Annotated in this window: 13 protein-coding genes; 12 read left to right on the top strand and 1 reads right to left on the bottom strand. The window is 65.4% G+C overall.

The annotated features are described in order from the left end of the window. Positions 1–47 precede the first annotated feature (47 nt). The 8 genes from RVX_RS12265 (at position 48) to RVX_RS12230 (ending at position 6,406) form a co-directional block, all read left to right on the top strand. Entirely contained in the window at positions 48–389 is a 342-nt protein-coding gene (locus tag RVX_RS12265) for a bactofilin family protein (protein ID WP_116306093.1), read from the top strand. Positions 390–575: 186 nt separating this feature from the next. Next, positions 576–992 (top strand): ATP synthase F0 subunit B, encoded by a 417-nt coding sequence (locus RVX_RS12260; RefSeq protein WP_007527052.1) that lies wholly within the window; start codon positions 576–578, stop codon positions 990–992. Positions 993–1,031: 39 nt separating this feature from the next. Then, complete coding sequence (locus tag RVX_RS12255; protein WP_172596571.1) at positions 1,032–1,601, top strand: ATP synthase F0 subunit B; 570 nt, start codon at positions 1,032–1,034, stop codon at positions 1,599–1,601. Further along, positions 1,598–2,149 carry an ATP synthase F1 subunit delta gene (atpH, locus tag RVX_RS12250; RefSeq protein WP_116306091.1) on the top strand — a complete coding sequence of 184 codons (552 nt, stop codon included), beginning with the start codon at positions 1,598–1,600 and terminating at the stop codon, positions 2,147–2,149. The genes RVX_RS12255 and atpH overlap by 4 nt, the downstream gene beginning before the upstream one ends. Before the next feature lie 4 nt (positions 2,150–2,153). Further along, positions 2,154–3,662 carry a F0F1 ATP synthase subunit alpha gene (gene atpA, locus RVX_RS12245; protein ID WP_116306089.1) on the top strand — a complete coding sequence of 503 codons (1,509 nt, stop codon included), beginning with the start codon at positions 2,154–2,156 and terminating at the stop codon, positions 3,660–3,662. A gap of 14 nt (positions 3,663–3,676) precedes the next feature. Continuing rightward, entirely contained in the window at positions 3,677–4,558 is an 882-nt protein-coding gene (locus RVX_RS12240; RefSeq protein ID WP_116306088.1) for a F0F1 ATP synthase subunit gamma, read from the top strand. A gap of 17 nt (positions 4,559–4,575) precedes the next feature. Beyond that, entirely contained in the window at positions 4,576–5,991 is a 1,416-nt protein-coding gene (gene atpD, locus RVX_RS12235) for a F0F1 ATP synthase subunit beta (protein ID WP_116306087.1), read from the top strand. A 10-nt stretch (positions 5,992–6,001) separates the two neighbouring features. Further along, positions 6,002–6,406: a F0F1 ATP synthase subunit epsilon gene (locus RVX_RS12230; protein ID WP_007527064.1), complete on the top strand. Its 405-nt coding sequence runs from the start codon at positions 6,002–6,004 to the stop codon at positions 6,404–6,406. A 357-nt stretch (positions 6,407–6,763) separates the two neighbouring features. Here RVX_RS12230 and RVX_RS12225 read toward each other — a convergent pair whose 3' ends face one another. After that, complete coding sequence (locus RVX_RS12225; RefSeq protein WP_007527068.1) at positions 6,764–7,000, bottom strand: hypothetical protein; 237 nt, start codon at positions 6,998–7,000, stop codon at positions 6,764–6,766. A 561-nt stretch (positions 7,001–7,561) separates the two neighbouring features. Here RVX_RS12225 and RVX_RS12220 point away from each other — a divergent pair. From RVX_RS12220 to gatC, 4 genes are all read left to right on the top strand, one after another. Next, on the top strand, positions 7,562–7,909 hold the full coding sequence (locus tag RVX_RS12220) for a DVU0772 family protein (protein WP_116306086.1): 348 nt from the start codon (positions 7,562–7,564) through the stop codon (positions 7,907–7,909). 371 nt (positions 7,910–8,280) lie between these two features. Beyond that, positions 8,281–10,194, top strand: coding sequence for a molecular chaperone DnaK (gene dnaK, locus RVX_RS12215; RefSeq protein WP_116306085.1), 1,914 nt, complete (start codon positions 8,281–8,283; stop codon positions 10,192–10,194). 338 nt (positions 10,195–10,532) lie between these two features. Beyond that, positions 10,533–12,551, top strand: coding sequence for a penicillin-binding protein activator (locus tag RVX_RS12210; protein WP_230404602.1), 2,019 nt, complete (start codon positions 10,533–10,535; stop codon positions 12,549–12,551). A 23-nt stretch (positions 12,552–12,574) separates the two neighbouring features. Next, on the top strand, positions 12,575–12,862 hold the full coding sequence (gene gatC / locus RVX_RS12205) for an Asp-tRNA(Asn)/Glu-tRNA(Gln) amidotransferase subunit GatC (protein ID WP_116306083.1): 288 nt from the start codon (positions 12,575–12,577) through the stop codon (positions 12,860–12,862). The last annotated feature ends 301 nt before the right edge of the window (positions 12,863–13,163 follow it).

The following is a 13,163-nucleotide window of genomic DNA, read 5'->3' as shown; positions in this document are numbered from 1 at the left end:
CGAACATCGGCAAAGTTGCACTTTCCCTCACAAAGGAGGCGACACACATGGCAAGGGACGAGATAAACGCCTTCCTCGGCGCAGGTACCGTGTACCAGGGCCAGTTGAGCTTTCAGGGGGCGGTGCGCATAGACGGCAACTTCGTGGGCGAGGTGCATTCAGAGGGCACGCTCATCGTGGGCAAGGACGCCAATGTGGAAGGGCAGGTGCGCGTGGGGCAGCTCATCCTGTCGGGCCGCGTCACCGGAGAGGTGGCGGCCCAGCGCAAGGTCATCCTGCACCGCACCGGCAATCTGAACGGCAATCTCTCCACCCCCGTGCTGGTCATGGAGGAGGGCGCCGTCATCGAGGGCCGCATCACCATGCAGCCTTCCGAAAAGACGGAGTAAACCCCGCCCCTTCACATGCCCTTTCCGGCCGCCTTCGGGCGGCTTTTTCATTTGTATCGCAATGACGGCAGGTTGGGCTCCAGGAGACTGTTTGCAAAGGAAAAAAGACTTTGACACACCCGTTGTAATCAGCTAAATCCAACCCGACTTTGAGCTTAAATTCACAACCTCACCAAGGGAGCAGGCATGATCGATCTGAACATCACCTTCTTCTTCCAGTTGGTGAACTTCCTTGTGACGCTCGTGGTTCTGAATGCCATCCTCATCCGGCCGGTGCGGGATATCATCAGAAAGCGGCGTGACAGGATGTCCGGCCTTCTCGGCGAATCGGAGCAGTTCGCCGGTCAGGCCGACGCCAAGCTGAAGAATTACGAGGCCACCCTTGCCAAAGCCCGCGCCGAAGCCACGGCCGAGCGCGACAAGGCCCGGGCCGAGGGCGTGGCCCGGGAACAGGTGATCCTGGCCGATGCCGGCAGGCAGGCCCAGGACTACCTGGAAAAGTCCCGCCAGCAGGTGGCCGCCCAGGTGAAGACCGCCATGGACACCCTGAAGGGGCAGGTCGACGCGCTGGCCGCCAAGGCTACCGCCAAGGTGCTGGGCTAACCCCCCCCGTCAGTGCGCAACAGCAAGGAGGGATCGGCGTTGAAAGGGCTGAAACACAGTGCAGCGGCGCTCGGACTGGTGCTTGCCACCGCCAGCGTGGCTCTGGCCTCCGACGGCGGAGGAGAGAGTCATGCCGACTGGGGCAACTTCGCCTTCCGTGTCGCCAACTTCGTCATCTTCATCGGCATCATCTACTGGGCCGCGGGCAAGAAGATTGTGGGCTTCTTCTCCGGCCGCAGGAAGGGCATCGAGCAGGAACTGAACGACCTTGAAAGCCGCAAGGCAGAGGCCGCCAAGAACCTGTCCGACGTCGAACGCCGCATCGCCAGCCTTGAGCAGGAACGGCAGGCCATCCTCGCCGAGTACCGCGCCCAGGGCGAAGCCATGCAGGCCGCCATCATCGAGAAGGCGGAAAAGACCGCCTCCCAGATCACCGAGCAGGCCGCGCGCACGGCCGAGAACGAGATCAAGCAGGCCATGGAGAACATGCGCGCCGAGATGGCCGACCAGATCATTGCCGCCGCCGAAAAGATGCTTCAGGAAAAGCTCACTGGTGAGGAGCACGAGAAGCTTATCGACAAATACTTAACGAAGGTGGTGCTCAATTGACCGGCAACATCGTAGCTCGCAGATACGCCCGTGCGCTTTTTGCGCTGGGCGCGAAATCGGGCGTCGGTGAACTCGAAAAGTGCGGTGGCGACCTTGCCGCGCTTGCCGAGGCTCTCGACAAGGCGCCCGAACTTGGCCGCATCTTCCGCAATCCCATCATCACCGCCGATGAGAAGCGGAGCGTGATCCTGAAACTGGTCGAGAAGTACGGCGTGAGCGCCACCGTCCGCAATTTCTGTCTGCTGCTGGCGGACAAGGGGCGGCTCTCCAACCTTTCCGACATCCAGTCCTTCTACGGCGTTCTCCTCGACGCCGAAAAGGGCGTCATCCGCGGCGAGCTGATGACGGCCGTTGAACTTGCGGAAGCAAAGCGCGCACAGGTCAAGGCAGCTCTTGAACAGCAGGCCGGACGCAAGCTGGAACTCACCTTCAGCGTGAACAAGGACATCCTTGGCGGCGTCGTGCTGAAGGTCGGCGACCGGGTGCTGGATGCCAGCCTGCGCGCGCAGTTAGGTATCCTCAAAGACAACATCAAGAGGGGTGAGTAGGGCTATGCAGATCAAAGCCGAAGAAATCAGCAAGATCATCGAAGAGCAGATCCAAAGCTATGAGCAGCGGGTCGAGATGAGCGAAACCGGCACCGTCCTTTCGGTCGGTGACGGTATTGCGCGCGTCTACGGCGTCCGTAATGCCATGGCCATGGAACTGCTCGAGTTCCCCGGCGGGCTCATGGGCATGGTGCTCAACCTTGAAGAGGACAACGTGGGTGTTGCTCTTCTGGGTGAAGACACCAACATCAAGGAAGGCGACCCGGTCAAGCGTACCGGCAAGATCTTCTCGGTGCCGGTGGGCGACGCGGTCATGGGCCGCGTGCTCAACCCCCTCGGCCAGCCCATCGACGGCCTGGGCCCGTTGGACGCCAAGGAGTTCCGCCCCGTGGAACTGAAGGCGCCCGGCATCATCGCACGTAAGTCGGTGCACCAGCCCATGCCTACCGGCATCAAGGCCATCGACGCCATGACGCCCATCGGGCGCGGGCAGCGCGAACTGATCATCGGCGACCGTCAGACCGGCAAGACCGCCGTCTGCATCGACGCCATCCTGGCCCAGCGTGACACCGGCATCCGGTGCTTCTACGTGGCCATCGGCCAGAAGAAGGCCACGGTCGCCCTGGTGGCCGACACCCTGCGCAAGCACGGTGCCATGGAATACACCACCATCATCTCCGCCACCGCTTCCGAGCCCGCGCCGCTGCAGTTCATCTCGGCGTACTCCGGCTGCACCATGGCCGAGTTCTACCGCGACAAGGGCGACCACGCCCTGATCATCTACGACGACCTTTCCAAGCAGGCCGTGGCCTACCGCCAGATGTCGCTGCTGCTCCGCCGTCCTCCGGGGCGCGAAGCTTACCCCGGCGACGTGTTCTACCTGCACTCGCGCCTGCTGGAACGCGCCGCCAAGGTCAACGATTCGCTGGGCGCCGGTTCGCTGACCGCCCTGCCGATCATCGAAACCCAGGCCGGCGACGTGTCCGCGTACATCCCGACCAACGTTATCTCCATCACCGACGGTCAGGTGTACCTGGAACCCAACCTGTTCAACGCGGGCATCCGGCCCGCCATCAACGTCGGTCTGTCGGTCTCCCGAGTGGGCGGCGCCGCGCAGATCAAGGCGATGAAGCAGGTTGCCGGCACCATGCGTCTGGACCTTGCCCAGTACCGCGAACTGGCTGCCTTCGCGCAGTTCGGTTCCGACCTCGACAAGGCCACCAAGCAGAAGCTTGATCGCGGCGCGCGCCTGGTGGAACTGCTGAAGCAGCCCCAGTACCAGCCCATGCCGGTGGAACAGCAGGTCGCCTCCATGTACGCCGCCACCCGCGGCCTGATGGACGACGTGCCGGTGCTGTCCATTCGCAAGTTCGAAACCGAGATGCTCGACTTCATCAAGAACTCGAAGGCCGACATCCTGAACGACATCAAGACCAAGAAGGCTCTCGACGCGGACATCGAAGACCGCCTGAAGGCAGCTGTTGCCGAGTTCAAAAAGGGCTTCCAAGCCTAGGCGGGAGGTAACCGATGCCTTCTTTGAAAGACGTCAAGGTCAAGATCGCCGGGGTCAAGAAGACCAAGCAGATCACCAAGGCCATGAACATGGTGGCCTCGGCGAAGCTGCGCGGTGCCCAGCAGCGCATAGAACGGTTCCGCCCTTACGCGTCCAAGTTCTATGACATGCTGGGGGACCTGGCGAGCAAGGCGGACAGCTCCGTCCACCCGCTTCTGGAAGTGCGCGAGGAAATCAAGACGTGTGGGATCGTCCTCGCCACCTCCGACCGCGGGCTGTGCGGCAGCTTCAACTCCAACCTCATCACCACCGCCCTGAAGCTGGCCGCCAAGAAGGCCGCGGAAGGCAAGAAGGTCAAGTTCTACTGCGTGGGCAAGAAAGGCCGCGACGCGGCCCGCAAGACCGACCACGAGGTCGCCATGGCGCTTGCCGACCAGATGGGCAGTTTCGACTTCCAGCTCGCCAACAGGATCGGGCTCGAGGTCATAAATGCCTACCTGACGCGTGAACTGGACGAAGTGATCATGGTCTACGGCGAGTTCGTGAGCATGGCCAAGCAGTTGCCCATCGCGCTGCCCATCCTGCCCATTGCTCCCAAGGAAGAGGAGGCCGCCCCGGCTGCCCCCGCCTCCAACAAGGAGTACATCTACGAACCCGCCGTGGAGGGCCTGCTGGCCGAACTGCTGCCCCGCTTCATCAAGGTGCAGCTGTATCGCGGCCTGCTCGACACCTCCGCCAGCGAGCACGCGGCGCGCATGGCCGCCATGGATAACGCCACGCGCAGCTGCGACGACATGATCGGTTCCCTGACGCTGCTCTTCAACAAGACGCGGCAGGCTTCGATCACGCGCGACCTCATGGACATCGTCGGTGGCGCCGAGGCGCTGAAAGGCTAATAAGGGAGCGTACACACATGAGTGCTAACATTGGCAAGATCGTTCAGGTCATCGGCGCCGTCGTGGACGTCGAGTTCCCGAGCGGCAACCTGCCGAACATCTTGAGCGCGTTGGATATCAAGAACCCCAACAACAGCGACGCGCCCGAGCTGGTCTGCGAAGTTGCCCAGCACCTCGGCGACAACGTCGTCCGCACCATCGCCATGGACGCGACCGAAGGTCTCGTGCGCGGCATGGAAGCGGTGGACACCGGCAAGCCCATCATGGTGCCTGTCGGCAAGGCGTCGCTTGGTCGCATCATGAACGTCGTGGGCCGCCCCGTTGACGAAATGGGCCCCATCGATACCGACAAGTACCTGCCCATCCACCGTGCGGCCCCCGAGTTCACCGAGCAGAACACCAAGGTTGAACTGCTCGAAACCGGCATCAAGGTCGTCGACCTGCTCATCCCGTTCCCCAAGGGCGGCAAGATGGGCCTGTTCGGCGGCGCGGGCGTGGGCAAAACCGTTATCCTCATGGAAATGATCAACAACATCGCGAAGCAGCACGGCGGCATTTCCGTGTTCGCGGGTGTTGGCGAGCGTACCCGTGAAGGGAACGACTTGTACCACGAAATGAAGGACGCGGGCGTTCTGGAGAAGGCCGCGCTTATCTACGGCCAGATGAACGAACCGCCAGGAGCCCGTGCCCGCGTGGCCCTGACCGCCCTCGCCTGCGCGGAATACTTCCGCGACATCGAGAACCAGGACGTGCTGCTGTTCGTCGACAACATCTTCCGCTTCACCCAGGCGGGTTCGGAAGTGTCGGCGCTGCTCGGCCGCATGCCCTCGGCGGTGGGTTACCAGCCCACCCTGGGTACCGACCTTGGTGGCCTGCAGGAACGCATCACCTCCACGGTCAAGGGCTCGATCACCTCGGTCCAGGCCGTGTACGTGCCCGCGGACGACCTTACCGACCCCGCGCCTGCCACCACCTTCTCGCACCTTGACGGTACGCTGGTGCTTTCGCGCCAGATCGCGGAACTCGGCATCTACCCCGCGGTGGACCCGCTCGACTCCACGTCGCGCATCCTCGACCCCAACGTGGTCGGTGCCGAGCACTACTCGGTGGCCCGCGCGGTGCAGCAGGTTCTGCAGAAGTACAAGGACCTGCAGGACATCATCGCCATTCTCGGCATGGACGAACTGTCCGACGAGGACAAGCTGACCGTGGCGCGCGCGCGCCGCATCCAGCGCTTCCTGTCGCAGCCGTTCCACGTGGCCGAAACCTTCACCGGCACGCCCGGCGTGTACGTGAAGCTGGAAGACACCATCAAGGCGTTCCGGGGCATCCTGAACGGTGATTTCGACCACCTGGCGGAAGGCGACTTCTACATGGTGGGCGGCATCGAGACGGCCCTTGAAAAGTACAAGAAGCGCCAGGAGCAGCAATAAGGAGTGACCCATGGAAAAGTCGCTCCATCTCGAAATCGTCACGCCTGACAGGCTCGTGCTCAGCGAGAAGGTCGACTATGTGGGCGCGCCCGGCTACGAGGGCGAATTCGGCATCCTGCCGAACCACATTCCCTTCCTCTCCGCGCTGAACATCGGCAGCCTGTACTACAAGGCTGGCGGCAAGACGCACTGGATCTTCGTGTCCGGCGGTTTTGCCGAGGTTTCGGACAACAAGGTGACCGTGCTGGCCGAATCGGCGGAACGCGCAGAGGACATCGACCTCGAACGCGCCCGCAAGGCCAGGGAACGTGCCGAGCAACGCCTGGCCCAAGCCAAGGAAAAGCTCGACAGCGCACGGGCCCAGGCAGCCCTGCAGCGCGCCTTGGCGCGCATGAGGGTGCGCGGCGCCGCCTAGCGCGGACCGACCGCACGGCCGACGACGAAATGCGACGGCCCGGAGGGAAACCTCCGGGCCGTTTGCGTTGTGCCGGGGAGGGGCGCCGGGGCGGTCCCGCAAGCGCGGTGTGCAGGGCAAGGCCTTGCCGCCAGCATGCGGTTGCTGTTCCGGCTGGCCATGCCACCCCCGCCCCAAAAAAGAGCCGGGCCGGAAGTACCGGCCCGGCGTGCGGGCTGCGACCAGGCGCGGCCCTGCCGTTGCCCCCGTCGTGTATTGTTGGGGATCGGCAGGGGGCCGCTCCGTGGCGTCACTGCAAACTGCGGGGCAGATTGCCAGGCCTGTCGTAGGGCATGTCCCGCACCATGCCGCCCAGGGCTATCCCAGGGTCTTTGCGGCGATGGAGCGGAACAGCTTCAGGCTGTGCGGCTCGTTGCGGAATTCCGACGAAGGCACCTTGGCCGTGGTGTCGCCATAACGCTTGTAGATGGCGGCCGCCTTGCCCGGCGAAATGTTCTTGCCGCCGGGGCAGACCACGTTGCCCGACGGGGTGACGGTGCAGCCCATGGTGTTGGCGGTCTGCATGAACTTGTGGGCGAACTCTTCCGGTTTCATGTATCCTCCCAGGTCGCGGTGTGGCGAGAAGGGCCCGGCGCGCGCACGCACGGCAAACTGGCAGCAGGCGGGCGGCGGCGGGCGGAACCATGTCCGAACGCGGGGGGAGACTGGATGTGCTTCCAGACTTTCCCACCGTCACCATAAAGACATACGGGGCACCAACCGTCAAGTCGGCGCGGTGCAGAAAGCCCGTAGGCTGGCCGCGCGGGCATCGCCACAGCGCCGGGCAACCGCCGTGCCACCGTGGGCAAGCAGCATGGTGCAACGCCGAGAGCGCTGCGCGGCGAAAGCCCTGCCAAGACGTTGCCGGAATTTTCCGAAAACCCGTTGACACGGTAATGGTAATTGTTACTGTGTAGGTGAGTGGTGCTTCCTCAGCCACACTCTCCTTCACATTGGCGACGGTTACCGGCGGGCCGGGAGTGGCAGCCCGGCCCGCTCTGGTGACCGGATGGGGAAGGGGGATGGCCCGGGCAGGAGCGGCCCGGAAATTTCAACGCGACGCACCGGGCGGGGGCGGTCAGCCCGTTACGCGCAACACCCAGGCAGGAGTGAACGATGCACGACCTGAAGACGCTCGGCCACATGGATATCGACTGGAACCTCAGCCCAGAGCACGCGGTGACCATGTACCTTGAGTGGGGCAACAACAACTGGCACGCGGAATACCCCCCCGTGCGCTCCAAGGACGACTATTCCACCTACTTCGTGGTGGACACCTGGGGGCCGCGCCCGGTGGTGCGCCTGGTGCGCCGCAATTCCGAAGCGGCGGAAGACATTTACAGCGCACCTCTGCCCGAGCGGCTGGCCAACCGCTTTCTGGCGGAATTCGGCGACCTGCGCGGCATCTACGAACCCACTGAAGAGATCAAGGAATGGTTGCGGCAGGAAATGGGCCTTGCCTAGGCAGGGAGAGTCACGCCTGCTGACGCGCCACACCCGGAACCCGGCGCTTTCCGGCAACTGACGTCTGACGAGTTTTTTCCTCCATCCTCGGCAACAATGGCAAGGATCCCCTTCGGCCCCGGCATCGTGTCGGGGCCGTTGGCGTTTCGGGGCGCGCCGTGCCCGCTCGCGCCCATCTTTCCCGCCCCGCAGCCCCGCGTCCGACCACATCGGTGCACATCCTTGCACGAAAAATTGGCCTTCCCCTCTTTACGACCGGCAACCCCGCCTTACTATTCACACCAGCCAACGCCGGAACGGCTCGCACCGGGTCGGCGGCCAGCGCAAGATCACTTCGCGATACGTTCGCGTACCCTTTGAGGAGGAAGACAATGGGCAAGATCATCGGCATCGACCTCGGGACCACCAACTCCTGCGTCTACGTGATGGAGGGCAAGGATCCCAAGTGCATCACCAACCCCGAAGGCGGGCGCACCACGCCCTCCATCGTGGCCTTCACCGACAAGGAACGCCTTGTCGGCGACATCGCCAAGCGCCAGGCCGTGACCAACCCCGAGCGCACGGTGTTCGCAGTCAAGCGTCTGATGGGCCGCAAGGGCGACGCCCCCGAAGTGAACAAGTGGAAGGCCCACAGCCCCTACCGCATCGTGCCCGGCGCCAACGGCGATGCCTCTGTGGAAGTGCAGGGCCGCCAGTATTCCCCCGCCGAGATTTCGGCCATGATCCTTGGCAAGTTGAAAGCCGACGCGGAAGCCTACCTTGGCGAAACCGTGACCGACGCCGTCATCACCGTGCCCGCCTACTTCAACGACGCCCAGCGCCAGGCCACCAAGGACGCGGGCCGCATCGCGGGCCTTGAGGTCAAGCGCATCATCAACGAACCCACCGCCGCCTCGCTGGCCTACGGCTTCGACAAGAAGGCCAACGAGAAGATCGCCGTGTTCGACCTTGGCGGCGGCACGTTCGACATTTCCATCCTCGAGGTGGGCGACAACGTCGTGGAAGTGCGCGCCACCAACGGCGACACCTTCCTGGGCGGCGAAGACTTCGACCTGCGGATCATCAACTACCTTGTGGAAGAGTTCCGCCGCGAGAACGGCGTCGACCTCTCCAAGGACCGCATGGCCCTGCAGCGCCTGAAGGAAGCGGCGGAAAAGGCCAAGAAGGACCTTTCCACCTCCATGGAGACGGAAATCAACCTGCCCTTCATTACTGCCGACCAGAACGGCCCCAAGCACCTGATGATGAAGCTTTCGCGCGCCAAGCTCGAAAAGCTGGTGGAAGACCTGGTGGACCGCACCATCGAACCGTGTCGCAAGGCCCTGGCCGACGCCGGGCTTTCCGCCGCGCAGATCGACGAAGTGGTGCTGGTGGGCGGCATGACCCGCATGCCCCTGGTGCAGAAGAAGGTGGGCGAGTTCTTCGGCAAGGAGCCCAACCGCTCGGTGAACCCCGACGAAGTGGTGGCCATGGGCGCCGCCATCCAGGGCGGCATCCTGGCGGGCGACGTCAAGGACGTGCTGCTGCTGGACGTGACCCCGCTCTCGCTGGGCATCGAAACCCTGGGCGGCGTGTTCACCCGGCTCATCGACCGCAACACCACCATCCCCACCCGCAAGAGCCAGACCTTCACCACGGCGGCGGACAACCAGCCCTCGGTGTCCATCCACGTGCTGCAGGGCGAACGCCCCATGGCCGGCGACAACATGACCCTGGGCCGCTTCGAGCTGACCGGCATTCCCCCGGCCATGCGCGGCACCCCGCAGGTGGAAGTGACCTTCGACATCGACGCCAACGGCATCGTCAACGTGTCGGCCAAGGACCTGGGCACCGGCAAGGAACAGTCCATCCGCATCACGGCCTCTTCCGGCCTGTCGGAAAGTGAAATTCAGCGCCTGATCAAGGAAGCGGAATCGCACGCCGACGAGGACAAGAAGAAGCAGGAACTCATCGAGGCCCGCAACCAGGCCGACGGCCTGATCTACGGCACCGAAAAGTCCATCGCCGACCTTGGCGACAAGCTGGAAGCCGCCACCAAGGCCGACATCGAGAGCAAGATCGAGGCCCTGAAGAAGGTCATGGACGGCTCGGACGTGGACGCCATCAAGTCCGCCTCCGAAGAACTCTCGCGCGCCTCGCACAAGCTGGCCGAACAGCTGTACCAGCAGAGCCAGCAGGGCCAGCCCGGCGCAGGCCCCGAAGCGGGCCACGACGGCGGCCACGGCGGCTCGGCCAAGGGCGACGACGACGTGGTGGACGCCGACTACACCGAAGTGAAGAAGTAGCCACGCCCCGTCTTCTCCCGCGCGGCCTTGGCCGCGCGGGGAAAACGGAGCAGGAATGATCCGGGGCGCGCCACGCGCCCGTCCGCATCCCTTTGGGGGCGGCCGGGCCGCAGGGCGCGCCCTGCTTGCATTCCGGGGCCACAATGTATAGCCTGACGCGATTCGCCGCCGGGCATGCCGGAGCATGCCCCACCCGTTTCGCGGCGCGTGGCGCCACCCCTTGCCGGGCACGCCCCGCGCGGCAACCCCATGCGGCCCACCCCATGCGGGAATTCTCATCCGGAAACCCCATCCGGAAACCCACGGCCCACCCCACGGTGCACGCCACGGTACCCACGATGCAGCACGTTCTTTCGCGCGCCACGGTCCTCTTCCTGCTCGCGCTCATGGTATTTTCCGCCGCCGGTTGCGGCGGCAAGCGGTCCATCATCATCCCGCGAGAGCCGGTCACCCCGCAGGCGCAGCAGCCGGTGCGGCGTTCCGCGCTGGACGAGGGCAACGAGGCCCTCAAGCGCGGCGACGCAGCCACGGCGGAACGCATCTTCGGCATGATGACCGCACGCACCGACATCACGCCCGAGGAGCGCCTGGGCGCGTGGCGCGGCTACAGCCTTGCCGCCGAGGCCAACGGCCACCCCAACCTGGCCCTGGACGGGCTGGATGGCTGGCGCAGGCAGGACCCGGCCGCCGACGCCGGGCAGGAATGGCAGGACGCCTGGTACCGCGCCGTCTCGCGCATTTCCAAGACCGAAAGCCGCCAGCGCGCCAACGCCGTGTTCGCCGACCAGGCGCGGCCGTGGGGCCTGCGCGCGCAGGCCGGGCTCATCGTAGCCACCCGGCAGTGGGAGGCGGGCGACATTCCCGCCTCGCTCCAGACGCTGTCCAGCCTGTGGAACCAGGCGGGCACGCAGGCCGGTGGCGGGGCGGGCAGCCAGTCCTTCCGCGCCGCGCTGGAAAATCGCCTGCTCGACGAACTCAAGCGCGCCGAACCCGCCACCGTGGACCGCCTTGCCGCCGCGGTCTCGCCGGAGAACGAGGGCCGCTACCCTTACAACATCATCGAACTGGAGTCGGCCCGGCGCATGGCCGCCGCCAACGCCGGTTCGCTGCGCGCGCTGGAAACCCTTACCCGGTTGCAGCGCAGCGGCAACTTCAACGACCCCAACCTGCTCGGCGGGGTGCTTTCGCCGCTGGAGCAGGGCGGCATGCGCGCCTCGCGCACCGTGGCCCTGGCCCTGCCCATGACCGGGGCCTTCGGCAACATCGGCTGGAAGGTCTCGCGCGGCGCGGGCGCGGCCCAGTGGGAGCTTTCGCGCACCGGCGTCGAGGTCGAGGTGGTGGTGCTGAACACCGAATCGCCCGACTGGCTGGACAAGCTGGCCGCCCTGCCGCCCCAGTGCGTGGTGGTGGGCGGGCCGCTGCGCGTCAACAGCTTCAACGCGGCCAGGGAGCGCGGCCTGACCGGCCAGCGCGCCTTCTTCACCTTTCTGCCGCAGCTTGACGGCAGCGACGAGGGCCGCGTGGCGTGGCGCTTCTTCACCAGCCCCGACGACCAGGTGAACGCGCTGCTGGCCTTCACCCAGGACTCCCTGGGCGCGACCAGCTACGGCGTGCTGCACCCGGACGACGCCTTCGGCGGCAAGATGGCCTCGCTGTTCGCGGAGCGCGCCCGCGCGCGCGGCGGCAGCGTGGCCTCCACCATGTCCTATCCGGCCAGCAGGCACCAGGAATGGAACCGCATCGCGGGCAGCTTCGTGAAGGTGCGCACCGTCAACAGCTATCCCGTGCCGGGGGCAACCTTCGAGGCCACCTTCCTGCCCGACAGCTGGAAGAACACGGAGATGCTGGTCCCCAACCTGTTCTTCCACGGCGAGGACCGCCAGGTGCTGTTGGGCACCGCCCTGTGGGAGCAGGGCCTGGCCGGGCAGAAGAGCGTGGACGTGCGCAACTTCGGGCTGGCCGTGTTCCCCGGCGCGTGGAACGGCGCGCAGTCCTCGCCCGCCGGGGACGCCCTGGCGCGCACCCTGCGCGAGGCGGGCAACCCCGACGCCCCCGATTTCTGGGTGGGCCTGGGCTACGACTTCGTGCGCTTCGCCACCACCTTGGGCCTGCCGGAAAAGGGCTGGACCCCGGCCGAGGTCAACCGGCGCCTGGCCGACGCCCAGCGCATGCAGTGGGCCATGGGCGCGCTGCACTGGAGCGCCGACGGCCGCGCCGCGCAAGACCTGTTCCTGTTCACCCCCGCGTCCGACGGCTTCAGGCCCGTGGAGCCCACGGAATTTCGCCAGAAGCTGGAACGCACCCGCGAACGCCACGAGGCGCGCGCCAAGGCCGCCGCCACCGCGACCCCGCAATAATCCGCACGCATACAGGATCGAACATGACCACCATCAGCACCGAACAGGTGGCCGCCATCGCGCGGCTGGCCCGGCTGGCCCCGGACGAGGCGCAGCTTGCAACCTTTGCCCGCCAGTTCGGCGACATCCTGGGCTACATGGACATGCTGAACGGCCTCGACACCACCGGCGTCGAGCCGCTGTACAGCCCCGTGCAGCACGCCACGGCCCTGCGGCCCGACGAGGCCGCACCGCGCTGCACGCGCGAGGACGTGCTGCGGAATGCGCCGGAGGCCGATTCGGAATTCTTCATCGTTCCGCGAATCGTGTGACAAGGTGCGGGGATTCCGCGCCGTGGCGGCGTCAGGCTGCGCACGGTGGGGTTCGAAATACGACAAGAGTATTCCTTCACCCCACCGTGCTTGCCTTCCTTGCCACGACACGGACTTCCCGCACCTGACGCGCGGAGGCGCAACGAGGGAAAGGCAGGAAGACAGAGCGCAACGCATCTGACGTGCGGAGGCCCGCAGGGAAAAAGAAAAGTGCCTCCTTCCTGAACCGGACGCCGCGCTGGTAGTGCCGACGCGGCAGGGAAAAGGCCGGAAGAGAGCCTGTTCCCCTGATGCGTTGAGG

The organism is Nitratidesulfovibrio sp. HK-II (assembly GCF_003402415.2).
Lineage (GTDB): Bacteria > Desulfobacterota > Desulfovibrionia > Desulfovibrionales > Desulfovibrionaceae > Cupidesulfovibrio.
Note: the sequence above shows the minus strand (reverse complement) of the source record. Positions and strands in the feature narration are given on the sequence as shown.

Bases quoted from the DNA above. Each gene is read 5' to 3' on its own strand.
- RVX_RS12265 (WP_116306093.1), top strand. From the start codon at position 48: ATGGCAAGGGACGAGATAAACGCCTTCCTCGGCGCAGGTACCGTGTAC.
- RVX_RS12260 (WP_007527052.1), top strand. From the start codon at position 576: ATGATCGATCTGAACATCACCTTCTTCTTCCAGTTGGTGAACTTCCTT.
- atpA (WP_116306089.1), top strand. From the start codon at position 2,154: ATGCAGATCAAAGCCGAAGAAATCAGCAAGATCATCGAAGAGCAGATC.
- RVX_RS12240 (WP_116306088.1), top strand. From the start codon at position 3,677: ATGCCTTCTTTGAAAGACGTCAAGGTCAAGATCGCCGGGGTCAAGAAG.
- atpD (WP_116306087.1), top strand. From the start codon at position 4,576: ATGAGTGCTAACATTGGCAAGATCGTTCAGGTCATCGGCGCCGTCGTG.
- RVX_RS12230 (WP_007527064.1), top strand. From the start codon at position 6,002: ATGGAAAAGTCGCTCCATCTCGAAATCGTCACGCCTGACAGGCTCGTG.
- RVX_RS12225 (WP_007527068.1), bottom strand. From the start codon at position 7,000: ATGAAACCGGAAGAGTTCGCCCACAAGTTCATGCAGACCGCCAACACC.
- RVX_RS12220 (WP_116306086.1), top strand. From the start codon at position 7,562: ATGCACGACCTGAAGACGCTCGGCCACATGGATATCGACTGGAACCTC.
- dnaK (WP_116306085.1), top strand. From the start codon at position 8,281: ATGGGCAAGATCATCGGCATCGACCTCGGGACCACCAACTCCTGCGTC.
- RVX_RS12210 (WP_230404602.1), top strand. From the start codon at position 10,533: ATGCAGCACGTTCTTTCGCGCGCCACGGTCCTCTTCCTGCTCGCGCTC.
- gatC (WP_116306083.1), top strand. From the start codon at position 12,575: ATGACCACCATCAGCACCGAACAGGTGGCCGCCATCGCGCGGCTGGCC.